General features: G+C 66.2%; 15 protein-coding genes. 6 read left to right on the top strand and 9 right to left on the bottom strand.

Annotated features, from left to right (window positions below):
• Window positions 1-609 precede the first annotated feature (609 nt).
• The 5 genes from A2790_RS21600 to A2790_RS21580 form a co-directional block, all read right to left on the bottom strand.
• Window positions 610-2,985: a heavy metal translocating P-type ATPase gene (locus A2790_RS21600; RefSeq protein ID WP_293396286.1), complete on the bottom strand. Its 2,376-nt coding sequence runs from the start codon at window positions 2,983-2,985 to the stop codon at window positions 610-612.
• Window positions 2,986-3,021: 36 nt separating this feature from the next.
• Window positions 3,022-3,681 (bottom strand): isoprenylcysteine carboxylmethyltransferase family protein, encoded by a 660-nt coding sequence (locus A2790_RS21595; protein WP_293396283.1) that lies wholly within the window; start codon window positions 3,679-3,681, stop codon window positions 3,022-3,024.
• Window positions 3,682-3,692: 11 nt separating this feature from the next.
• The gene (locus A2790_RS21590; protein WP_293396280.1) at window positions 3,693-3,920 is read right to left on the bottom strand and encodes a DUF2933 domain-containing protein; all 228 of its coding nucleotides are present in this window, start codon (window positions 3,918-3,920) and stop codon (window positions 3,693-3,695) included.
• 288 nt (window positions 3,921-4,208) lie between these two features.
• Window positions 4,209-4,742, bottom strand: coding sequence for a sigma-70 family RNA polymerase sigma factor (locus tag A2790_RS21585; protein WP_293396277.1), 534 nt, complete (start codon window positions 4,740-4,742; stop codon window positions 4,209-4,211).
• Window positions 4,743-5,321: 579 nt separating this feature from the next.
• Window positions 5,322-5,609, bottom strand: a complete 288-nt coding sequence (locus tag A2790_RS21580) for a hypothetical protein (RefSeq protein WP_257817685.1) — start codon at window positions 5,607-5,609, stop codon at window positions 5,322-5,324.
• Window positions 5,610-5,975: 366 nt separating this feature from the next.
• Here A2790_RS21580 and A2790_RS21575 point away from each other — a divergent pair, with 366 nt between their 5' ends.
• Both A2790_RS21575 and A2790_RS21570 read left to right on the top strand, forming a co-directional pair.
• Entirely contained in the window at window positions 5,976-14,486 is an 8,511-nt protein-coding gene (locus A2790_RS21575) for a glucoamylase family protein (RefSeq protein WP_293396274.1), read from the top strand.
• Window positions 14,483-16,132, top strand: coding sequence for a phosphoglucomutase (locus tag A2790_RS21570; protein WP_257817686.1), 1,650 nt, complete (start codon window positions 14,483-14,485; stop codon window positions 16,130-16,132). The genes A2790_RS21575 and A2790_RS21570 overlap by 4 nt, the downstream gene beginning before the upstream one ends.
• 129 nt (window positions 16,133-16,261) lie before the next feature.
• Here the strand turns inward: A2790_RS21570 and A2790_RS21565 are convergent, their stop codons facing one another.
• A complete protein-coding gene (locus tag A2790_RS21565; protein WP_257835873.1) occupies window positions 16,262-16,915 on the bottom strand; it encodes a sigma-70 family RNA polymerase sigma factor in 654 nt (217 codons plus the stop codon).
• 283 nt (window positions 16,916-17,198) lie between these two features.
• On the opposite strand from A2790_RS21565, the gene A2790_RS21560 reads away from it, so the two are divergent.
• The 3 genes from A2790_RS21560 to A2790_RS21550 all read left to right on the top strand — a co-directional run bounded on the left by A2790_RS21560 (window position 17,199) and on the right by A2790_RS21550 (window position 20,467).
• The gene (locus A2790_RS21560; protein WP_257817688.1) at window positions 17,199-17,414 is read left to right on the top strand and encodes a hypothetical protein; all 216 of its coding nucleotides are present in this window, start codon (window positions 17,199-17,201) and stop codon (window positions 17,412-17,414) included.
• A 257-nt stretch (window positions 17,415-17,671) separates the two neighbouring features.
• Window positions 17,672-19,600 carry a copper resistance system multicopper oxidase gene (locus A2790_RS21555; RefSeq protein WP_257817689.1) on the top strand — a complete coding sequence of 643 codons (1,929 nt, stop codon included), beginning with the start codon at window positions 17,672-17,674 and terminating at the stop codon, window positions 19,598-19,600.
• Window positions 19,601-19,609: 9 nt separating this feature from the next.
• Entirely contained in the window at window positions 19,610-20,467 is an 858-nt protein-coding gene (locus A2790_RS21550) for a copper resistance protein B (protein WP_293396268.1), read from the top strand.
• A 56-nt stretch (window positions 20,468-20,523) separates the two neighbouring features.
• On the opposite strand, the gene A2790_RS21545 is transcribed toward A2790_RS21550, so the two are convergent.
• Window positions 20,524-20,892 (bottom strand): DUF1622 domain-containing protein, encoded by a 369-nt coding sequence (locus tag A2790_RS21545; RefSeq protein WP_257817691.1) that lies wholly within the window; start codon window positions 20,890-20,892, stop codon window positions 20,524-20,526.
• A 40-nt stretch (window positions 20,893-20,932) separates the two neighbouring features.
• Between A2790_RS21545 and A2790_RS21540 the strand changes: the two genes are divergently transcribed.
• The gene (locus tag A2790_RS21540) at window positions 20,933-21,304 is read left to right on the top strand and encodes a hypothetical protein (RefSeq protein ID WP_293396263.1); all 372 of its coding nucleotides are present in this window, start codon (window positions 20,933-20,935) and stop codon (window positions 21,302-21,304) included.
• Window positions 21,305-21,775: 471 nt separating this feature from the next.
• Here the strand turns inward: A2790_RS21540 and A2790_RS21535 are convergent, their stop codons facing one another.
• Both A2790_RS21535 and A2790_RS21530 read right to left on the bottom strand, forming a co-directional pair.
• Window positions 21,776-22,210 (bottom strand): four-helix bundle copper-binding protein, encoded by a 435-nt coding sequence (locus A2790_RS21535; RefSeq protein WP_293396260.1) that lies wholly within the window; start codon window positions 22,208-22,210, stop codon window positions 21,776-21,778.
• 225 nt (window positions 22,211-22,435) lie between these two features.
• On the bottom strand, window positions 22,436-22,801 hold the full coding sequence (locus tag A2790_RS21530; protein ID WP_293396257.1) for a hypothetical protein: 366 nt from the start codon (window positions 22,799-22,801) through the stop codon (window positions 22,436-22,438).
• Window positions 22,802-22,895: the final 94 nt, after the last annotated feature.

Below are 22,895 nucleotides of genomic sequence, written 5' to 3'. Positions count from 1 at the left end.
GGGTCGATGGCTCATTCGTTGTCGCGCACGCGGAAAGCGCACCCGCTGCGGCGATCAAGCCCCAGATATACACCCTTTTCATCATTCTTCCGTCTCTCCTACTAGGCGCTTGCACCGATAACATCGGTGCGGGTTGAGATGATAGTGATGGTGGTTTCTGACACGTTTAGAGAGCTGGCGTGATGAGGAAGTGGGCAGACAGTGCTCAAGCATGCCTCAGGATTGCGCAGAACGAATATAGATGAGCGGAGACGTAGTTGCCCTGCGTTCGTCGCCAGGCAGGGACGCCTGGACGGAGGGGTCAAGTCAGCGTTTGTTGCTGATGGCCGTGTCCGCAAGGCTGTCTGGTGAGGTCCGTTTCGGTGAAGTCACCAAACAAAGCTTAGGAGCGCCGAACGCCGCTGCGGTGACGGGGAAGCTCGAGGCGAGGTAGACCAGTAGCCGAGCGGATAGGGCATGAAGGTCGCTCGGCGCCTTTGTCGCTAACAATCTTGGGCAGGCAGAAGCGCCCGTCGCATCGTGCCCCTGGGGGCGAGAGGCTACGATTCAACGCCAGACGTTTCAGGAGGGCTGGAAGCGACGAGCTGAGAGGCGCAGCCAAGCGCAACTTTAAGCGGCCCTTTGTGTGACGTTGACCGCGGGTGTTTGCTGATGCCGAGGCCCGTCTTCGCCGAGGCGTAGACGCTTCAGCAGCAGTGCGTTGACCGCGACCAGCACAGAGCTGCCAGACATGGCGATGGCCGCGACTTCGGGGCTGAGCGTGATGGGGTAGAAGACGCCCGCGGCCGCGGGGAAGGCGACAATATTGTAGCCCACGGCCCACCAGAGGTTCTGGTGCATCTTGCGCAAGGTCGCGCGGGAGAGCTCGACAGCCTTGACGACATCGAGGGTGTCGCTGCGCATCAGGACGACCTTGGCGCTTTCGATCGCCACGTCCGTGCCCGCGCCGATGGCGAAGCCGACGTCAGACTGGGTAAGGGCGGGGGCGTCGTTGACCCCGTCCCCCACCATGCCGACCTTGTTGCCCTGCGCCTGCAGCTCTTTGACTTTGGCGGCCTTGTCGCCGGGCAGCACTTCGGCCAGGACGATATCGATCCCGAGCTCGCGACCAATTCTCTGCGCCGTACCCAGGTTGTCGCCGGTGATCATCGCCACCTTGACGCCCAGGGCCTGCAATCGCTCGATGGTCTCGCGTGCAGTCGGTCGCGGGGCATCGGCGATGGCGATGAGGCCGATCACACGACCGTCGCGGGCGATATGGGCCACGGTGCGGCCGGCGCCTTGCAATTCGGCGGACTTCGCGGCGAGCGGACCCAGATCGATACTGTTTTCCTCCATCAACATGCGGTTGCCCGAGTAGACAGTCCGTCCGTCCACGAGGGCGCGAACACCCTTGCCTTCGAACGAAGCGAACTCCGTCAGCGGGGACAATGTGAGGCCCTGCGCTCTTTCAAGCACCGCGACGGCGATGTGGTGCTCCGAACCCTGTTCGATGGCCGCGGCGATCGCGATGATCGTCGCCTCGTCGAACCCTGGCCCAGGGACCACTTGCTCCACCTTCGGTTGGCCCATGGTGAGCGTGCCGGTCTTGTCGAAGATGATGACATCGAGCTTCACGGCGTCCTCCAGCGCCGCGGCATCCTTGATCAGGATGCCATGGGCCGCGCCCAATCCGGTGCCGACCATGATGGCCATAGGGGTGGCGAGGCCGAGCGCGTCGGGGCAGGCGATGACAAAGACAGTGATGGTGAGCGTCAGCGCGAACAGCAGCGTCTGGCCGATCACCCAGAACCAGATTGCGAAGGTCAACAGGCCAATGACGATCGCCGCCAGCACCAGCCACTGCGAGGCCCTGTCCGCCAAGAGCTGGGCTGGAGCCTTGGAATTTTGCGCCTCCTGGACAAGCTTGACGATCTGGGCGAGCGCGGTGTCGGAACCCACCTTGGTGGCGCGGTAGCGGAAGGCGCCGGTCTTGTTGATCGATCCGCCCACGACAGCATCGCGGACCTTCTTGGAAACCGGCAAAGATTCCCCGGTGAGCATCGACTCATCGATCTCCGACGCGCCCTCTTCGATGACGCCGTCGACCGGAATCTTGCCGCCGGGCCTGACCGCCACGAGGTCGCCGACCTCCACCTCGGAGGTTGAGATTTCTACTTCGACCCCGTCGCGGATGACCTTTGCGGTCGGCGGGGCGAGATCCATCAGCCGCCGGATCGCCTCGGACGCACCAGCCCTCGCGCGCATCTCCAACCAGTGTCCGAGCAGGATGAATACGAGCAGCAGGGCCGAGGCCTCGTAGAAGTTCGCGGCCTCGAAGAAGAAGGTCGTGCCAACGCTGAAGAGGTAGCCCGTCCCAACGCTGAGCAGCACGAGCACGGCCATGTTGAACACGCCGCGCCGCAGAGCTCGCGCCGCAGCGATGAAGAAGGGCCAACCGGGCCACAGAATTGCGCCGCTCGCGAGTACAAACAGAACCAGTTCTAGATCCCAGCCAAACGGCGGCTCTACCCGCAGGAAGTCCATGCCCATCGGGGCGAGAAAGAAGATGGGAATGGTGAAGGCGAGCGCCACCACGAAGCGGTTGCGCATATCGCGAGCCATGGACTTCATATCCATGCTCGGCCCGTGGCCCATGCCCGCCATAGCGTCGTGCTCGCCGTGTCCCGCCTTTGGTGCGGCCCTGCCCGCGGCCGGCGGCGGGGGGCCATGCTCGTCGATCGCCTCGGCTCTTAACGCGTCTTGTCCAGGGGCGCAGACGTGGCGCGGCACGACTTGCCCGGCGCAATGAAAACCGCAGTCCCGCACCGCCTGTTCAAGCTCGGCGGGGCTGACCTGCGCCTCGTCGTAGGTCACGGTGGCGCTGGCTGAGGCGAAGTTGGCCGTGACCTGTCTGACGCCCTTCAGACCCGCGAGCTGCTTCTCGACCACCAGCGGATCCAAAGGCGTCCGGAAGCCAGATACGTCGACGGTCGTTGTGCGCATGGCATACCCCTGCGGTGGCGGCGCTGGACGTGCGGATCAAACTGGAGAACGCTGGGCGTCGCCTGACCGGCGCAGGCGCGGGATGAAAGCGGGCGTGGCGCGCTTGTACGCGGCATAGACTTCGCCGAAGCGGGCCGCGGTCTCGCGCTCTTCGCTGACGGCCAAGCGCCAGTACATCACCACCAGGACCGGGAACATCGCGAGCGTGAGCAGTGTCGGCCATTGCAGCAGGAAGCCGAACATCACCAGGACGAAGCCGACGTATTGCGGATGTCGGACCCGGCTGTACGAGCCGGTCGTCGCCAGCTTGCCTTCACGCTGGGCGCGATACAGCACCGGCCAAGCCGCCGAAATCGCCCAGAAACCCCCGCCAATAAAGGCGAAGCTCAGCAAGTGGAACGGACCAAAATGGGGGTTAGCCTTCCAGCCGAACATCATCTCGAGGAGGTGACCGGCGTCGTGCGACCACCAGTCGACGTTCGGGAAACGGCTCTGCAGCCAACCTGACAGGAAGTAGATGGTCAGCGGAAAGCCGTACATCTCAGTGAACAAGGCCACGAGGAAAGCGCTGAACGCGCCAAACGAGCGCCAATCGCGCGCCGTCCGCGGTTTAAAGAAGGTCAATGCGAAGAAGATGAATAGCGCTGAATTCAGGATCACCAAGGACCAGAGGCCGTATGCGGGCGTATCGGACATTGCGGCCTCTTCTATAACCTGTGCTGGTGGGTCTGGACCCCGGTTTTCGGCGCCTGATCTTCACCGTCGCGACTGCCGTCGTGACCGCCATGTCCCCCATGCATGCCCAGATGAAGAAGCGGGCAAAGGAGCAGCAGCAGGAAAGGCAGCCAACCCAGCACGTGCAGACGGTGCTCGCCTACCAAGAGGAAGATCAGGCCAGCGCCGAAGACGGCGATGACCAGCCCTGTGAGGAGCATTCGCAGCCCCTGGGTGGGGCGCGCGCGCCTATCGGGGGTCCCAGGCCCAAAAGGGCCCCCTGAGAGCGATGCAGGGCGACTTGGCGGTGATTGTCGATGTTCCATCTGAAAAGCTCCTCACCCAGGCGCTCGACCGCGCCCTCGCACAACCGACGCGTAGGACGACGCAGATCGGGACACGTCATTACAGCGCGACGAGAAGGACTCTCCGCCGCAACCGCTTGGAGGGTAGCTGGTCATCGGACTCTCCTAGATTACACGGCCCGCGTAACATCGCTGGGGCCGCCACTAGGCCTTGAGCAGCTTTTCGGCCCTCGTCCTGGCCCAGCAATCGGCAAGAGCGCAGCTCTGGCACTTCTCGGCCATGACCTGACGCAGGGCGTTGCGGGCGCGGTGGAGGCGCACGGCGGCGTTGTTGGCGGTGAGCTCCAGATGGTGGGCGACAGCCTTCAGGGGGCGCTCATCGAGATAGGTCTCGGTGAGGATCTGGCGGTACTCCGACTTGAGCTCGCGAAGGGCGGCCTTCAGGCAATCGCTCGGAGCGACGAGGTCCTCGTCCGTGTCGGCCGCGTCCGGCGCAGGCTGGACGGCCAGAGCATCGAGTGTGCGGCGCCGGACGGCGGCCCTGCGGTAGCGGTCGACCACCAGCCGGCGCAGGGTGACGCCCATCCAGGCCTGAGGGCGCTCGGCGGCGCCCAGTGATTCAGCGTGCTGCAGGAACTTGATAGCGGCGTCCTGCCAAGCGTCCTCGGCGTCTTGCTGCGACGGCAGACGGCTGCGCAGGAAGCGTATCTGGCGGGGCCGTTCGGCGGCCAGCTGCAAGGCCAGATCGTCCCTGCTGCCTTGAGGATCAGCAAGGCCCCGCGAAGATTCCAACGGATGGAATGTCGCTCCACTGTCAGCACTCTCAAATATTGCGGCTGTCGCGTGCAGCATTCGAATGTCCCCCGATCTGTTCGCGTGGAGCTTCAGCGGGAATGAAACCGCCTTCTTTGATTGCGATCAAGTTCAACATTTAAGTGGCAAAGCAAAAATTTATTTGAGGGGTTTTGTCACCTCGTGCGTATTGCCGCTTATCTTGGGCGTCGCGTGTGCTGGCAGGGCGATCACGCTCCGGGGAACGTCTTGCACAGCCCACTTCCGGCCATGATGATCGACTTTACCTGCGGCGTTGGGAGCCGGCGCATTCGGGCCTGACGCTGCTGGCTTTGTTCCTGGCCGTGAACCCGGTGGCTTTTGGCGTGACCCTGAGGGCCCGCGACTTTAGTGGCGAGGCACTCTGAGCGAGTTGCCGTTCCAGCGCGCTTGGGAGCGGACCCTTAGGCCCGCTCCCGGCGCATCACCTGACCGGGGACGATCAGGCCAGGGGCGAGCGAGGGGGGCGCTCGCCCTTTCCGCGGCTCAGCGCCGGCCGCGAAAGTAGTTGTAGAGACCGCCGCCGAAAAAGGCCGCGTACCAGCCCGAGGCGAAAGCCGCGACGGCCCCGAACGCGGTGTTCGACGGGTCGCGCCAGTCAAGCGAGGGCATGACGCGGGCGAGCAGATGCTCGGTATCCGCGGGCAGCAGATAGACCAGCGCGGCGCACAACACGAACGTCAGCAGAAAGAAGATCGAGAGGCTCCAACCTAGGGCCATCAACTGCACGCCGGACCTGATGCTCTGCTGATTCATCACTTCCCTGCGGCTCATCGCGTCTCCTCCAATGGCCCGCTCGGGCCGTCCTTGAAACAAGACGCCAGGGTCGGCTGAAGCTTACAGACAAGGGGGTTCTGCGAAGTTTGGAGCCCCCCCTGTAGCGCTAGTCCGGCGCCGAGTTCACTGCAGGGTGCGTGAAAGGGTTGCAGCGCTACAGCAAGGATTTGACCCCGCGCTCAATCTTCTCTTCAGCACCCAGCGTAATCACCCGCTCCAACGGCAGCGTCGCTGTAATGGCGGCGGTGCGAATGCGTCTGGTGGCGGATGAACAGCGGCTCCGGACAACACACAGGTGTCGGCGACGACCCGCGTCGATCTGGTGGATTCCTCTCTGGCCTTGCGAGCCGAGGCGCATCCGCCATGTCGCTAGGCCTGTTCCCGGCTGGCGGCCTGTGGTCGGACCAGACGCCGATCCGCGCCGAACTGTTCAGCATCGAGCGGCTTGAGGCGCACGCCAAGAGCCTCGCCCTGGCTCAGCCCGTCGAACGCTGCCCCAAGGCTGGTCGCAGTCTCACTGGCCGGTTGCTGGCCAACCAGCGCCGGCTCATCGAAGCCTTCAAGGTGCTGCAACGTTCGGGTGGGGGCGACGACGGCGCAACGCCCGCGGCGCAATGGCTACTCGATAACTTCCATGTGGTCGAGGAGCAGATCCGCGAAATCCGTCGGGACTTGCCGCCCGGCTACTACCGGCAGCTTCCGAAGCTGATCTCTGGGCCCTTCGCGGGCTACCCGCGGGTGTTTGGGCTTGTCTGGGCGTTCGTCGCCCACACCGACAGCCGCTTCGACGTGGAGATGCTGCAGCGCTACGTTCATGCGTACCAGAGCGTCCACCCGCTCACCATCGGCGAGCTTTGGGCGGTGGCCATCACCCTGCGCCTCATTCTGGTGGAGAATCTACGGCGCCTCGCCGACCAAATCTTGGACAGTCGCGAGGCCCGCATCACCGCCGACCACCTGGCGGACCGCCTGCTCGGCGCCTACGGACGCGACCCCGAACCCGCTGCCGCCATACTGCAGGGCTGGGAAGGTCGGCAGCGCCCGGACGCCTTCACGATGCAGCTGGTGCATCGGCTGCGCGATCAGGACGCGAGGATCGCACCCGTGTTGGGCTGGCTGGACGAGCAGCTCGCAGAGCACGGCGTTACAGCTGACGCCGTCGTTCGTGGGGAGCACGATCGGCAGGTCGCCGCCGCCGGCACCGTCCGCAACATCGTCACGAGCCTGCGGCGCATCTCGGAAGTGGACTGGCTGGACCTGGTCGAACGGATGAGCCTCATCGATGCGGCGCTTACAGGGGCAGGCGATTTCGGGGAGATGGATTTCGCGACGCGCAATCTTTACCGCACCGCAATCGAGGCCCTTTCGCGAGGCAGCGGTAAGAGCGAGATGGAGGTCACTTGGGCCGCTATCGCACGCGCTGAGGCCTGTGCTGGCGAGGTGGCGAGCTGCCACGTCGGCTGTCACCTGATCGGGTCGGAACGACCCCGCTTCGAAGTGGCGCTGGGATTTAGACCGCGGCCGCGCGAGTTCCTGACCCGGGCTTTCCAGCGCCTCGGAACCGGCGGCTATGCCGCAGCGATCATCTTCGTGGCGACGTTTGCCCTCCTATTGCCGCTCCTGCATGTGCGAGACCTGGGCCTGGGCGGCATCTGGCTGGGCGCTTTGGCGGTGCTCGGAGCGGTGCCGGCCTTGGAGCTCGCCGTCGCCCTCGTCAACGCGGTCGTTACCCATAGCGTTCGAGCAGACGCTCTCCCAGCGCTCGAGCTCGCGGGCGGAGTCCCCGCCGAGCATCGCACTCTCGTGGCGGTGCCGATGATGCTCACCAGCCCGGAGGCGATCCGGGCGCAGGTCGAGGGCTTGGAGATCCACTATCTCGCCAGTGTCGAAGGCGACGTCCACTACGCACTCCTGTCGGACTGGGTAGACGCGGAACGCGAGAGCCAGTCGGTCGATGCCGAACTCCTTGCCCTGGCGGCCGATGGGATCGCGAGCCTGAACCAGAAGTATGGCCCAGCGCCTGGGGGAGACCGTTTCCTGCTGCTGCACCGCCGGCGGGTATGGAACGACAGTGAAGGCCGCTGGATCGGATGGGAGCGCAAACGCGGCAAGCTCCACGAGTTGAACCGCCTGCTGCGCGGGGCGCAGGACACGACGTTCGTCACCGCGCCCGAGGCGCCAATCACCGTCCCGGAGGGTGTGCGGTACGTCATTACACTGGATGCCGACACGCGCCTGCCCCATGACACGGTGCGCCGCCTGATCGGCAAGATGGCCCATCCTCTCAACCGCCCACGCCTCGATGCGGGACAGCAGCGGGTGGTGGAAGGCTACGGAATCCTGCAGCCGCGGGTTTCGCCGGCGCTGCCGGTGGGGCATAGCGGCTCGCTGTTCCACCGGCTGTTTTCGGGAGCGAGCGGGATCGACCCCTATGCCGCCGCGGTAAGCGACGTCTATCAGGACCTGTTCGGCGAAGGCTCCTACGGGGGCAAGGGGATCTACGACGTAGACGCCTTCGAGGCGGCGCTTTGCGGGCGCGTACCGGAATCAACGATGTTGAGCCATGACCTGTTCGAGGGGGTCTATGCGCGTACCGGTCTGGTGTCCGATGTCGAGGTGGTGGACGACGCCCCCACCCGTTACGACGTTGCGGGCCTTCGGCACCATCGCTGGGCTCGCGGCGACTGGCAGTTGTTGCCTTGGATTCTTCGCATACCCGCCGGCAGATGCCTCGCGCCGGGGCCGCTCCCGGTCATCGGGCGGCTGAAGATGCTCGACAACCTGCGACGGACCCTGACCGCGCCAGCGGCCGTAGCGGCGCTGTTCGCGGGGTGGGCCGCCCTCGGCAACCATGCCATCGTCTGGACGCTGTTCGTGCTGGGCTCCGTCGTCGCGCCGGCGCTCATGCCGCTGATCGATGACCTTGCGCCGCGCACTGCAGGGATACGCACGCGAGACCGACTGAGAGGCATGGGCGCGGACCTCCGCGTCGCGACCGCCCGCGCCCTGCTGCTGGTCACGCTTCTGCCCCACCAGGCCTGGCTCATGTCCGACGCCATCGTTCGGACGCTATGGCGCCTGTTTGTCACCCGCCGTCGACTGCTGGAATGGGTGCCCGCAGCCCAGCTCGCGGCAGGCCTGCCGTTGGGCGTCTCAGACTTCTATCGACGGATGTGGGGCGTATTGCCCCTGGCCTGCGCAGGCCTTGCGATCAGTGCGATCGGGTCCGGCGAGGCTTGGCCGCTCGGGGTGAGCATCTCTTTCGCCTGGCTGTTCGCGCCGTTGGTCGCTCAGCGGATCAGCCGAATTCAACCCCTGCCGGAAGCGGGCGAGCTGACCGCGGCCGACACGGCCGCGCTGCGTCTGACGGCGCGCCGGACCTGGCGCTACTTCGAAACCTACGTCACCGCCGCCGACAACCACCTGCCGCCGGACAACGTCCAGGAAGATCCCCCGGCCGTCGCCCACCGCACATCTCCCACCAACATTGGTCTCTACCTGCTCTCGACCGTCTGCGCGCGTGATCTCGGTTGGATCGGCGTCGGCGACGCCCTCGAGCGTATAGAGGCCACGCTGGCCACCTTGCAGCGCATGGACCGCCGCCGCGGCCACTTGCTCAACTGGTATGACACGCGCGATCTCCGCGCGCTGGAGCCGCTTTATGTGTCCACCGTGGACAGCGGCAACTTGGCTGGATGCCTGCTGACGCTCGCGGCGAGCTGCCGCGCGTGGCGGGCCCAGCCGCTCCCGCCGCAGGCGCGATGGGCCGGCGTGTCCGACGCCATCGACCTCGCCAGGGAGGAATTGGCGCCGCTCTGCGCGCCTGCGGTGTCCGCACATCAGACCTGGGAGCGCCTGGAGGGTGCGCTACGGGACCTCTCGGGGACCTTGCGCCGAAGCGAGGAGGGAAAGGACGCCCGAACTTTGGACGATGTCCTGCGCGAATGGGCGGGACTCGCCGAACCGCTGAGGGGTCTGCTGGCGGAACGCGAGGACGCTGCGGAGCTGGCCCATTGGCTATCCGCGGTGGAGGCGGGGCTCCGCAGCCATCTCCGCGACTTGGAATTCTCTGAGCTGGACCGCCGTCTCGCAGCGGCGGAAGCCGCCGCGCGCCAGCTGGCGCTGGAGATGGAGTACGGCTTCCTGCTCGATCAAGACCGCAAGCTCCTGTCGATCGGCTACCGCGTCGCCGATGGGGCGCTGGACGCCAACTGCTACGATTTGTTGGCCTCTGAGGCCCGGCTGGCGAGCTTCCTCGCCATCGCTAAGGGCGACGTGCCGGCGCGTCACTGGTTTAGACTCGGTCACGCTGTGACCCCCACGCCTGAAGGCGCGGCCCTGATTTCCTGGTCGGGGTCCATGTTCGAGTACCTGATGCCGTCGTTGGTGATGCGCTCGCCGGCCGGCAGTCTGCTGGAGCGGTCGCTGCGGGCGGTCGTCCGCCGCCAAATTGCTTACGGGCGGAGCCATGGCCGGCCCTGGGGCGTCTCGGAATCTGGGTTCAATGCGCGGGATCTCGAGTTCACCTACCAATACTCCAACTTCGGGATTCCGGGTCTCGGTCTCAAGCGAGGCCTCGACGAGGAGGCCGTCGTCGCACCCTATGCGACAGCGCTCGCCGCGATGATCGATCCGCGCGAAGCCGTCGCCAACTTCGGCGTCTTGACCGCGGCGGGCGCAAAGGGACGCCACGGCTTCTATGAGGCTTTGGACTACACGCCCGCGCGGGTGCCGGAAGGCGCCCGTGTCGCTATCGTGCGATCGTTCATGGCCCATCACCAGGGGATGACGGTCACCGCCTTGGCGAATACGTTGCTGGGCGGACTGTTACGCGAGCGCTTCCACGCCGATCCGCTGGTTCAGGCCGCCGAGCTCCTCCTGCACGAGCGCATGCCGCGCGACGTCCGGCCGGCGACGGCCGCCGCCGAGCGCGCGGTCCCGCACTTGACCCAGGCGCCGGAACTGGCGCGCGGGCGCCACTACTCCACACCGCACGGCGCGAGGCCCGCCACCCACATTTTGTCGAACGGTCGCTACAGCGTGCTGCTTACCGCTGCGGGAGGCGGTTACAGCCGCTGGCGAAGCCAGTCGCTAACGCGCTGGCGCGAAGACAGCGTGCGCGACGACTGGGGCGCTTTCATCTATCTGCGCGATGTGGCTAGCGGGCGCGTTTGGTCCACTGGCTATCAGCCTACCGCCGCCGAGCCGTCGGAGTATGGCGTGACCTTCTTCGCCGACCGCGCGGAGTACTCGCGCCGCGATGGCGACCTGGTGACTGAACTCGTGGTGCTGGTTTCCGCGGAGGATGACGGGGAGCTCCGACGCGTGACCTTGACCAATGCAGGCGCCATCGAGCGCGAAGTCGAAATCACCTCATATGGTGAGCTGGTCCTTGCGCCCGACGCCGCCGACGCCGCCCACCCGGCGTTCTCCAAGCTGTTCGTGGAGACGGAACACCATCCGGCGCTTGGGGGCGCTTTGCTTGCGACCCGTCGACGCCGGGCGCCGGAGGAGCCTGAGCTCTGGGCCGCCCATCTGGCGATCGTCGAAGGCGAGGCCCTCGGCAAACCGGAATTCGAGACCGATCGCGCGCGCTTCCTGGGCCGGAACCGCGATGTCCGCGCACCGATCGCCGTCTTCGAAGGCCGCCCGCTGAGCGGCCAGGCTGGCGCGGTGCTCGATCCGATCTTCGCGCTTCGGCGACGCGTGCGGATCGCCCCCGGCTCTACAGCCCAGGTCTCCTTCTGGACCTTCGCCGCGGGCTCGCGCGAAGCCATCTTGGAGGTGTTGGATCAGCATCTTCACACCGCAGCCTGCGAACGGGCCGCAGCCTTGGCGTGGACCCGGGCGCAGGTGCAGCTGCGCCATCTCGGCGTCACCCACCGGGACGCCGACAACTTCCAGCGCCTGGCCGGCCACCTGATCTACGCGGCGCCTGCGCTCAGACCCTCGTCGGAGGTGGTAGCGGCAGGCGCGGGGGGGCAGCCGGACCTCTGGGCCCTGGGCATATCAGGCGACCTGCCCCTAATCCTATTGCGGATAGACGACCTCGAACATCTCGCCACCGCCCGCGACCTGCTCCACGCTGCGGAATACTGGAAGCTGCAGCGGCTCCCGGTGGATGTCGTGATCCTGAATGACCACGCGGCCTCCTACATTCAAGACCTGCAAGGCGCGTTAGAGGCCTTGGTGCGCGTGACGCAATCCCGCCGCGCGCCAGACGAGGACCCTGTACCGGGCGCTGTGTACGTGCTGCGCGGAGACCTCGTTTCGCCAGCGCTCCAGGCCCGCCTGTTGTCGGTCTCGCGGGTTGTGTTGTCAGCGCAGCACGGGCGGCTGGAAGACCAGCTTGACCGGCTCCGGGACCGGCAGGAATGGCCGCGGCCGCCGTTGGCGGCGCCGCAGGTTTCCGCTACGCCATTGCGGTCATCGCCTGTCCCAGACCTGGAGGCCTACAACGGGATCGGCGGCTTCGCGCGCGAGGGCCGGGAGTATGTCGTTGTCCTCAGCCCTGGCCAGACCACGCCAGCGCCCTGGATCAACGTCGTCGCCAACCCGAGCTTCGGGTTCCAGATCTCCGCGGAAGGTTCGGGATACACCTGGGCCCTCAATAGCCGCGAGCACCAGCTCACCCCGTGGTCGAACGACCCGGTCGCCGATCGCGGTGGCGAGGCGTTGTACCTGCGCGACATGGAAACCGGCGAGCTCTGGAGCCCGACCGCGTACCCGGTGCGGGATCCAGAGGCGACCTATGTCTGCCGCCACGGCCGCGGCTACAGCCGGTTTGAAGCCACGGTCGGCGACTTCGAGACGGAGCTCCTCGCCTATACGCCGCTGCTAGACCCGGTGAAAATCCTGCGGCTGAAAGTCCGCAATCTGTCCAGCCGGCCGCGCCGGCTGTCGGCCTGCGCCTATGTGGAGTGGGTCCTCGGCAAAAGCCGGGGCGCGATAGCGCCCTTCACGGTCACGCACGTCGATGAAGCGAGCGGGGGCCTGATGGCCCAGAACCGTTGGAATCCCAGCTTTGGGGAGCGGGTGGCGTTTCTGGACGCCTGTGGCCGCCAGACGAGCTGGACGGGCGATCGCCGGGAATTCATCGGCCGCAACGGCAGCCTGCGTCGGCCAGCGGGTCTGGCGGGCGAGGCGCTCTCCGGCCGAACAGGGGCCGCGCTCGACCCCTGTGGGGCCATGGATGCGCCCCTGGCGCTCGCGCCCGGGGAGACGGGCGAGCTGGTCTTCTTCATCGGGGAGGGCGATGACGCCGGCTCCGCCCGCGAGCTGATCGCGCGTTACCGTCAGGCTGATTTGGATGAAGTTCTGGCGGAAGTAGACGCCTATTGGGAGCGTCTCCTAGGGGCCGTACAGGTGCAAACCCCCGACCCCGCCCTGGACCTGATGCTCAATGGCTGGCTGCTCTACCAGACCGTCGCGTCCCGCTTATGGGCGAGGGCCGGGTTCTATCAGGCGAGCGGCGCCTATGGCTTCCGCGATCAGCTGCAGGACGTGATGGCGCTGGTGCATGCGTCACCCGAAACCGCCCGCGAGCACTTGCTCAGGGCGGCGGCGCGCCAGTTCCCCGAAGGCGACGTGCAGCATTGGTGGCTGCCCCACTCTGGCCAGGGGGTCCGCACCCGCTTTTCCGACGACCGGGTGTGGCTCGCCTACGCGGTCGCGCATTATGTCGTCGCGACCGGCGACCGCACGGTGCTCGACGAGCCGATCCCGTTCCTGGAAGGCCACGCCCTTGAGCCGACGGCGGCCGAGGCGTTCTTCCATCCCGGAACCGGCGAGAGCGTCAGCCTCTTCGAACACTGCGCGCGGGCGTTAGACGCCAGCCTGCAGGTGGGGGGCCATGGCGCGCCGTTGATCGGCGGCGGCGACTGGAACGACGGCATGAACCGCGTCGGCCAGCACGGCCGAGGCGAGAGCGTGTGGTTGGGCTGGTTTCTCCATCGCACCTTGACGGATTTCGCGCCGCTCGCGGCGGCTCGCGGGCAGGCGGTGCACGAAGAGCGCTGGGCTGCCCACGCCGAGGGCATAAAGGCTGCGCTCGAGCGGAGCGCGTGGGGCGGCGACTGGTACCTTCGCGGCTGGTACGATGACGGCTCGCCGCTGGGCTCTCCCAACAGCGACGAGTGCCGCATCGACGCCATTGCGCAATCGTGGGCCGTGCTCTCCGGGGCGGCGGAGCCGAAGCGCGCGCGGCAGGCGTTGGCCGCGGTTGAACGTGAGTTGATCGACGCCGACGCCGGCCTAGCTCTGTTGTTCACGCCGCCCTTCGACAAGGGTCCGAAGGACCCCGGTTATATCAAGGGCTACCCGGTCGGCGTGCGAGAGAACGGCGGCCAATACACTCACGCCGCGGTCTGGACGGCGACGGCCTTCGCAGCGGTGGGGGACGGTGACAGGACCGCAAGCCTGCTCGCCATGCTCAACCCGATCAATCATAGCCGCACGCCATCTGAGGCCCAGCGGTACAAGGTTGAGCCCTACGTGGTCGCTGCCGACATCTATTCGCACCCGGCACACCTCGGGCGGGGCGGTTGGACCTGGTACACAGGCGCCGCCGGCTGGATGTACCGCGCGGGACTAGAGTCGCTTCTCGGCCTGCGGCGCCATGGCGACGCCCTGCTGCTCGATCCGTGCATCCCGCGACACTGGCCAGGCTTCAAGCTCGTCTACCGGTTTGGCGCCGCCCGTTACGAGATAGAGGTGGAGAACCCCGACGGCGTCTGCCGGGGCGTCGCCGAAGCCGTGCTGGACGGCGTTCGGCTGCGCGAGCGACCGTTGCGCATACCCCTCAGCTCAGCGGACGGCGTCCGGCGTCTGCGCGTCCGGCTGGGCGCCGTTGACCCGAAGGCTGGTGCGGCTTGACCCGTAGCGTGGATTCCCGGGCAGGACGCCCCGTCGCGAAGGCGGATCTGATCGATGTCTCCAAGCTCATCGACGCCTACACGGCGGTCCGCCCCGACCCGACAGATCCGTCCCAAGGCGTCGCCTTCGGGACCTCCGGCCATCGCGGCTCGGCGCTCGCTGGGACCTTCAATGAGGCGCATGTCGTGGCGATCTGCGCCGCCGTCTGTCGTCACCGCAAAGCCGCGAGCGTCCGTGGACCGCTGTTCCTGGCCGGCGACACCCACGCGCTCTCGAAGCCCGCGCTCAGGACGGCCGTTGAGGTCTTCGTCGCCGCCGGCGTTACGGTGATGCTCGACACCCGGGACGGCTACACGCCGACGCCTGCGGTGTCGCACGCCATCCTGCACTACAATAGGGGGCGCACCTCAGGGCTGGCGGACGGGATCATTCTCACGCCGTCTCACAATCCGCCCCAGGATGGCGGCTTGAAGTACAATCCGCCGCACGGCGGGCCAGCCGAACCCCGGATCACCGAGGCGATCGAGCGGCTCGCCAACGCTGCCCTTCCTACGGCGTTGCGGGACGTTCCGCGCGTTCCTTATGCCCGCGCGGCTCGGTCTTCGCGTGCGGCGCGTTACGACTATCGGACTGCCTTCATCGCCGAGTTGCCTCAGGTGGTGGACCTTGGAGCGATCCGCGCCGCTGGGGTGCGTATTGGGATCGATCCCTTGGGCGGGGCCAGCGCCGAGTACTGGCCTCTGGTCCTGGAGACTTACGGGCTGCAGGGCTCCGTCGTCAGCGAAGTCGTGGATCCGCGGTTCGCCTTCATGACCGCTGACCATGACGGCGAGACTCGTATGGATTGCTCCTCGCCCTATGCGATGGCCCGGCTGGTCGACCTGCGGGCGCGCTTCGACATTGCGTTCGGCAACGACCCGGACGCCGACCGGCACGGTGTGGTGACGCCTTCGGGTGGTCTGATGGAGCCGAACCGTTACTTGGCCGCAGCGGTCGCCTACCTGTTTGAACACCGTCCCACTTGGCCTGGGGGGCTAGCGATCGGCAAGACCATGGTCACAAGCGCCCTCATCGACAGGCTTGCCGCCAGACTCCGGCGGCCGCTGGTTGAGACGCCGGTGGGATTTCGCTGGTTCGTCGATGGACTTTCCGACGGCGCCCTGGGCTTCGCGGGCGAGGAGAGTGCGGGCGCGGTGTTCCGAAGGCTCGACGGGTCGCTTTGGACCACGGAGAAGGACGGTTTCAGCCTCGGGCTTCTGGCCGCTGAAATCCTTGCGCGAACCGGCCAGGACCCCAGCATGGTCTACACGTCGGTGGCCGACGCAATCGGGCCCTCCTACTATGAACGTCTAGATGCCCCAGCCACACCGCAGCAAAAAGCCTGGCTGCGGGGCCTCAGACCGCAGGATCTGCAACTTGCTGAGCTCGGCGGCGAGCCCGTGTTGTCGGTAGAGATCGCCAGCCCCCGCGGCGAGCCGTTCGGCGGCGTGAAGGTTAAGGCCAAGAGCGGGTGGTTCGCCGCCCGCCCGTCAGGGACCGAGCCCCTCAACAAGATTTATGCGGAGAGTTTCGTCGATCCGCATCACCTAGCGGTTATCCAGGGCGACGCCCAGCAGGCCCTGGCTAGCTCGAGCGGTGGGCGCTGAATCCAAGAAACGACCCCCTTAGATTCCTACTGGAGCGGAGAAGATCGTAGCCGCTAGGAAGCCATCTGCTTGGTGAGCGCGCCGCATTGACAGAACATCGTCCCTTATGTCGTGGCCCGTGCCTGCGGCTTAGCCCGCGGCCGCCTGCCGCGCGCGGATCAGACGGATCCGCTCACCCTCATCGCACCGGCAATCGAGGAATCCGTGTTGTGGACAGGTCAGGCAGATCTCCTCGAGCCTCGCCCGCAGCGCCCTACGCCCGCGGTGGAGACGCACGTTGACGTTGTTGAGCGTCAGCCCAAGCGACGCGGCGACCCGGTCGCGGGGCTCGTCGAGTAGATCGACCCGCCAGATCAGTTCGCTGTATTCGGGCTTTAGGGTCGGGAGCAGACGATAGAGACAGAAGCAGACGGCCGCTTCGATTTCAGGGTCCGGCGCGACGGCGAGCGCCTCAAGGTCAGCCGGGTCGCGCGGAGAGTCTTTTCGACGGGCCGCGCGCCGGTAGTGATCGACCAGCGTCGTCGCCAGAACCCGGCTGAGCCAGCCACGAACGGACTGCACGTCCCGGAGGTGCTTGGAGCGATCCAACGCGCGGGCGATGAACTCCTGCAGCACGTCCTCCGCGTCATGTGGGTTCCCCAGCCGGCGACGCAGGAAGGTCAGAAAATCGCGATGACACTCGACGAGCTCGCGCCGGACGGCCGCGTCAGCAGCCGTCACCGCTGACAGGTTCTCATCGGGGTCGGATTCGGCGGCGGGAGAATGATCGGGACGGGAGCTCATGGCAGGTTCCTGATTGCTCCTGTTTTGCCTCGCCTTGACATGGCTCAGGCCTGGCGACGCGAATAGCGACTAGCTGAAGGACGCTAACGCTCCGGACAGTGAGCGACTCCTGCAGCCAGGACGCGCTCTCGAAGACGCTTGATCGCCCTCATTGTTACATCCCGCCAGAGCCGAGATAACGGGCAATCGTGCCGCGCGCTGTAAGGCGCGCCAGGCTCTCGCGTCATAAGAATGCGTCCGCGTCATCACTGGTCGCGAACGCAGCCATTGAGGGAGGCCAGCCATGGCGGAACCTGACACGACGAGCGGCCGGGATCGCGGACCGATTACCTTTGAAGTGGTCAAGGAAGCCTACGGCTGGGCGGTTCGGCGCGATCACCAGATGATGACGCCATGCTGGTGCAAGGCGGTCGCTGTCGATCAGGCCCAAAGGATGGTCGATGTGCTCCGCCAGCATGGCGAGCGCGCGGAGATGCGCGTGAGCGATACCGAGGAATAGATGCTGGAACTCAAGTAAGAGAGGGCTTTCACCGGTCACAATTTGAGTCCGTAGACGGCGCGGTGGCCCTGTGACGGCAGTGGCCGTCTCGATCTCCATCGGGCCGTTGTAGCGGACAGGTTGGCGAACAGTCCGTTGTCCGTCGTTCTGATCGCGCGGTCGCGCCCTCGAGGAGCGGCGACGCCGATAGCCCGTAGGCTTGTAATGTAACGCGCGCCGCCGCGTCTGATCAGCGCCGGGAGCGGCGAGGAGGGGCTATGTTCGGTTCGCGTGAACTCATCAGTCGCCGCGCTGTGCTGGCGGCCGGCGGGGGTCTGGGGCTCTCCGCCGCACTTGCACGTGCGGCGCCGGCCTACGCTCGGACCAGCGTCGTCCAGGCGGCGCTCGCTCCTGTCGCGGGAACGAGGGGCCAGCGCGCTCTAGACCTTGAGATCGGTCACTTCCAGCTGATGGTCGGAGATCGCCCCGGCCGCGCCATGGCCATCAACCAGACGATCCCAGGCCCGCTGCTGCGTTTTCGGGAGGGTGAGGAAGCCGTCCTGCGGGTCACAAACCGACTCGAGGAAATTGCGTCCATCCATTGGCATGGGATCATCCTGCCGCCCGCGATGGATGGCGTCCCCGGTGTGAGTTTCGGTGGCATCGCGCCGGGCGAAACCTTCACCTATCGCTTCCCGCTGCTGCAAAGCGGCACGTACTGGTGCCACAGCCATTCCGGGGGACAGGAATTGCTGGGCGTCTACGCCCCGTTCATCATCGACCCTGCCGCCCCTGAGCCGTTCGCCTACGAGCGCGACTATGTCGTGATGCTGTCGGACTGGAGCTTCGAGCCGCCGGAGCAAATCATCAAGAACCTCAAGAAGCAGGCGGGGTACTACAACTACCAAAAGCGGACGGTCGCGGACCTGTTTCGGGATGCCGCGCGCGATGGTTGGCCAGCGACCCTTAGGGAGAGATTGAGTTGGACCAAGATGCGCATGGACCCGACAGACTTCGCCGATGTCACCGGCTACACCTACACCTATCTCGTCAATGGCCTGACAGCGAACGCGAACTGGACTGGCCTATTCACCCGCGGCGAGCGCGTGCGGCTTCGGTTCATCGCTGCCGGCGCCATGACTTATTTCGACATCCGCATCCCGGGCCTGAAGATGACTGTGGTCCAGGCGGACGGGCAGAATGTCCAGCCCGTCGACGTGGACGAGTTCCGGATAGGGCCGGGCGAGACTTTCGATGTCATCGTCACGCCTGATGACCAGGCCTACACCCTGTTCGCAGAGGCGATGGACCGCAGTGGCTTTGCGCGCGGCACGCTCGCGCCGCGCGCCGGAATGACAGCGCCCATCCCACCCCGTCGCAAGAGGCCGCTGCGCACCATGGCCGACATGGGCATGGACATGTCGGGAATGGAGATGTCCGGCGACATGGCGGGCATGCCCGGCATGTCCAATGCGACGGCGTCCCCCAAGGCTCCCGTCATGGGCATAGCTGGGCACGCGGCGGGCGACATAGCCGCCGTGGAACGTAATCGTGCGGCGGTCGAGTCTCAGGTCACGAGCGCCCACGCCCATGGCGCGGTGGCGGCGAACGGGGCCTCCAGCGCCATGGCGCACATGGGAACGCCGCTCGCCGCCAAGCCAGGCGTGGCGCCCACGTTCATCCATGGGCCCGACACGCATGGCGTCGGGAACTCATCCGTAGCGATGGTGGCGCGCAGCCGCCTCCACGAACCGGGCTCCGGCTTCGACGATCCCGCGGCGCGGGTGCTGGTCTACGCCGACCTGCGAAGCGTGACGCCGCAGGAGGACCAGCGCACGCCCACACGCGAGATCGAGCTGCACATCACAGGCAACATGGAACGCTACATGTGGTCCTTTGATGGAAAGAAGTACTCGGAGGCCCGCGCGCCCATCCCCTTTGCCTACGGCGAGCGCCTGCGCCTGGTGCTGGTCAACGACACCATGATGGAGCACCCCATCCACCTGCACGGCATGTGGATGGAGCTCGAGAACGGTGCGGGCGCCCATCAACCTCGCAAGCACACCGTCAGCGTCAAGCCAGCCGAGCGGCTAACCGTCGCCATCACCGCCGACGCGCCCGGCCAATGGGCCATGCATTGCCACCTCCTGCTGCATATGGAGATGGGGATGTTCCGCGTCATCGAAGTCTCTTCGCCCCCTCAGTAGGAGATCCCGATGCGCTCGGCCGCTCTTGCCATCGCCTTCCTGGCAGCCCCTGCCGTTGTTCACGCGCAGGAGGCGCCCTCTTTGCCCGGCGCCGGCATGCCCTCCGGAATGGCTATGTCGCCTGCCGCCAATCGTGCGGCGCCCGCCGCTTCGGATCGAGGTCCCGAGACGCTGCCCAATCTCGCTGAGCGCGAAGGATGGCCACAGCCCACGGCCGACAGCGCCAACTACGGATACTTCCTCGCCGACCTCGTAGAGTACCGAGAGAGCGACGACCCGGGCGTTATCCGCTGGGACGTCTTCGGCTGGTATGGAGGCGACGTGAAGCGCCTGTGGGTCAAGAGCGAGGGCGCGCAGAGCACGTCCAAACGGGCTGACAGCGAGCAAGAGGCCCAGTTGCTCTACGGTCAGCTCATCGCCCCGTTCTTCGATTTCCAAGCCGGCGTGCGATACGCGCGACGCTCGGGGCCAGGTCCAGACCGGTCCCGCGTCTACGGCGTCATCGGCGTGCAAGGATTGGCGCCCTACCGTTACGAACTGGAGCCGGCGTTGTTCGTCAGCCAGGATGGCAAGGTCTCGGCCCGAGTGACCGCCTCCTATGACGTATTGCTGAGCCAGCGCCTGATCCTTCAGCCCCGCATTGAGGCAAACGCCGCGCTCCAGGCAGATCGGAGCTTCGGCGTCGGCGAGGGCCTCAACGACACAGAGATCGGCGCCCGCCTTCGCTACGAGCTGCGCCGTGAGCTGGCTCCGTATGCCGGCGTCTCCTGGCGACAGACCTACGGCCGCACAAAGAGAATGGCGCGCGCCGAGGGCGAGCCCGCGAGCAACCTGTCCGTCGTCGTGGGGGTCCGGGCGTGGTTTTGAGCCACTCAGCCGCCCGGTCCCCTCGCGGCCGTTCGTCGGGCGCCAGGAAGCGGGTCTTAGCCCTTCCTGCGTTCAGCGGCGTCGATTTCGCGCTGGATGAAAAAGTTCAACGCCGTTCGCAACGTTGCGACTGCCGCGAGTTGGCCGATCTCGGTCCATGTCGGCGCGACCGCGGTTCGCATCACATCCGCCGCCAACAGGAACTCAAGGCCCAAGGCCAAAGAGCGGGCGAGCCGGAGACGGGGCCCCTCGCCAGGGCAATCTGCCTCCGCGTTCCGCTTCCAAGTGCGTTCCAAGGTTCGCCAAAGCGCACCGAGAACCGCTACGGCGATGACAGCTACGGCAATAGCATCCGTGAACAGCGCCATCGTCACCGTAGCGTGCTGCAGCCAGCCAGCCAATGGCTCGACAAACGCCATGCTCATCAGCTCGTCCCCCACTGTTCAAACCCCGAAGGAGAAACAAATGACTACTATATCTAAACTTTGCCGCTCCGCTGCTCTTTTGACCGCGTCGGTCGCCGCTCTCGCGATCACCGGCTGCAACCAGAAGACGGACGAGGCCCCCGCAGCCGCTGTGGACGCGGCAGCTGTGGCCACCGACACCACAACGCCCGCTACGGCGGCGGCGCATGGCGAGACCGAGGCTGAAACGCGCGCCCAGGGCCACAAGGAAGGCATGCAAATGGAGCGAGACGCGCACGCCCAAGGCATGGGTATGCAGAAAGACGCCCAGGGCTCAGGCATGTCGTCTGGCGCCAGCTCGCCGCCGATGAAGGATGACAGCATGCCGATGCCCCCGGCCAAGGCCGACCCGCCGATGAAAGATCATATGTAAGCGCTGCGGTTCGCAGAGGATAACGGGTCGCGCCGACCCAAGGCGGCGCGACCCGTTCACCGTCCGACGCATTCCTCGGGGTCCAGTGCGGGCGTTCAGATGCGCCGACCTGGCGCGCCTGAAGCACCGACTTGAAGGCGATGTAGCCGGGTGGCGAATGAGCATGAGCACGCTCGGGTAGTGATCCACGTCAACTCGGCATCCTCAGCAATTATTAGACGCCGCGCCGGCTCCATGCGCCCGAGCCCGGAGTGAGAGGGCATGCTGGAGCTGAAGCCACAGCCGTGAATGGCGGAGTGTGCCGGCCGACTGGGATAGGTAGGTCCGTGTGGCGGCTCGGAAACAACGGGCAACCGCCCCAGTTGCGGGGGTTACCGTTCCGGTCCGGTGTGGCTTTCAACGAAGCGCCGCTCTGCGGCTGCGCAACCGCTATCAGCGCAACAGGAACCCGCCGACGGAGGCAGCGCCCACCTACATCTCCATGGCCATGTGCCGGCATGCCGCGCCGCACTCCCGGCACGTCGCCGCGCATCGGGTGAGCACCGCGTCGTTCTTGAAGGCGTCGCAAGCCTGAGCGCACGCTTCACAGAGGTCGGCGCAGGCGCGACAGAGAAGGGTGTGCGTCGGCGCACCCCGGAGCATCGAATTGGCCGTGGTCTGGCAGAGCTCCGCGCAGTCCTGCAGCAGCGCCACGAGCTGCGCCGGCGCGCGCAGTTGCGGCTGTCCCATCACATGGCGAGCGCTCGTCAGACAGCTCCGATGCGAGGCGATGCAGAGCGCGACACAATCATCCATCGACATCCCATCACGATTGGGAGGAGGGGCTTGCGCGGCGGCGGGCATGGCGGCTGCGGCCCCGGCGAGGGTAAGGCCGGCCAAGAGTTCTCTGCGGTCGCGCAATTGCATCTCCGTTCTGCTATGTTTGAGGGCTTGATGCCGGGCTGTCCGTCGGACGGGTCTCTCTGGTGTCGATGATAACCTTGAGGGGCGGGGTTTCGACCGCTCGGCGGTAGGTGTCGGAGACGTCCACGCCCCCGATCGCAACAGTCGCGCCGGGAGCCACTTTGCCGTTGGGCACCGCGGTGGCCCGTGCGACCGGAGAGCGAGTTCCGCCGTCCCGCGTAGCGTTCGCTAGGGAGCTTTCAGTTCGACCAGATCGAACTTCCTGGCTTGGCCGTTGACTACGGTCGCCTCGGCAAAGTGCTCGTCTATAACTCGGTCGATGCGGACCGCACCGACATCATCGCGGCGCGGGACAGGCGGAGCACCTTTCGACACCCCCGGCGTTCCGATGAATCGGACGACCGTAAGGACCTGTCCCGGTTTGGCCCCTTCGGCGCGCCCGACGCAAAGGATCACCGCCTGACCCTTCATCTCCACGACCTGACCGCGCATTATGTACCGGTGCCAGACCTCTGCTGTGGCGGAAGAGCCCAGCACAGGCAGGAGCGCAAGAAGGGCCGAAAGGCCGAGGGCCCGTCCGATTGTCCTGTTCACATCGAATCTCCTTGTCCTCTCCACGAGCCCAGACCTGCAGCCGGCCGAGGCCTGGAGGGCTCCCTAAACCCGGCGCGACCGCACTCGGTCCGCA

Origin of the sequence: Phenylobacterium sp. RIFCSPHIGHO2_01_FULL_69_31 (assembly GCF_001824475.1) — a bacterium.
Lineage (GTDB): Bacteria > Pseudomonadota > Alphaproteobacteria > Caulobacterales > Caulobacteraceae > Phenylobacterium.
Note: the sequence above shows the minus strand (reverse complement) of the source record. Positions and strands in the feature narration are given on the sequence as shown.

What these genes read in the sequence shown, in the direction of transcription:
- A2790_RS21600 (WP_293396286.1), bottom strand. Translation starts at nt 2,985, where the DNA reads ATGCGCACAACGACCGTCGACGTATCTGGCTTCCGGACGCCTTTGGAT.
- A2790_RS21595 (WP_293396283.1), bottom strand. Translation starts at nt 3,681, where the DNA reads ATGTCCGATACGCCCGCATACGGCCTCTGGTCCTTGGTGATCCTGAAT.
- A2790_RS21590 (WP_293396280.1), bottom strand. Translation starts at nt 3,920, where the DNA reads ATGCTCCTCACAGGGCTGGTCATCGCCGTCTTCGGCGCTGGCCTGATC.
- A2790_RS21580 (WP_257817685.1), bottom strand. Translation starts at nt 5,609, where the DNA reads ATGAGCCGCAGGGAAGTGATGAATCAGCAGAGCATCAGGTCCGGCGTG.
- A2790_RS21575 (WP_293396274.1), top strand. Translation starts at nt 5,976, where the DNA reads ATGTCGCTAGGCCTGTTCCCGGCTGGCGGCCTGTGGTCGGACCAGACG.
- A2790_RS21565 (WP_257835873.1), bottom strand. Translation starts at nt 16,915, where the DNA reads ATGAGCTCCCGTCCCGATCATTCTCCCGCCGCCGAATCCGACCCCGAT.
- A2790_RS21560 (WP_257817688.1), top strand. Translation starts at nt 17,199, where the DNA reads ATGGCGGAACCTGACACGACGAGCGGCCGGGATCGCGGACCGATTACC.
- A2790_RS21555 (WP_257817689.1), top strand. Translation starts at nt 17,672, where the DNA reads ATGTTCGGTTCGCGTGAACTCATCAGTCGCCGCGCTGTGCTGGCGGCC.
- A2790_RS21550 (WP_293396268.1), top strand. Translation starts at nt 19,610, where the DNA reads ATGCGCTCGGCCGCTCTTGCCATCGCCTTCCTGGCAGCCCCTGCCGTT.
- A2790_RS21545 (WP_257817691.1), bottom strand. Translation starts at nt 20,892, where the DNA reads ATGAGCATGGCGTTTGTCGAGCCATTGGCTGGCTGGCTGCAGCACGCT.
- A2790_RS21540 (WP_293396263.1), top strand. Translation starts at nt 20,933, where the DNA reads ATGACTACTATATCTAAACTTTGCCGCTCCGCTGCTCTTTTGACCGCG.
- A2790_RS21535 (WP_293396260.1), bottom strand. Translation starts at nt 22,210, where the DNA reads ATGCAATTGCGCGACCGCAGAGAACTCTTGGCCGGCCTTACCCTCGCC.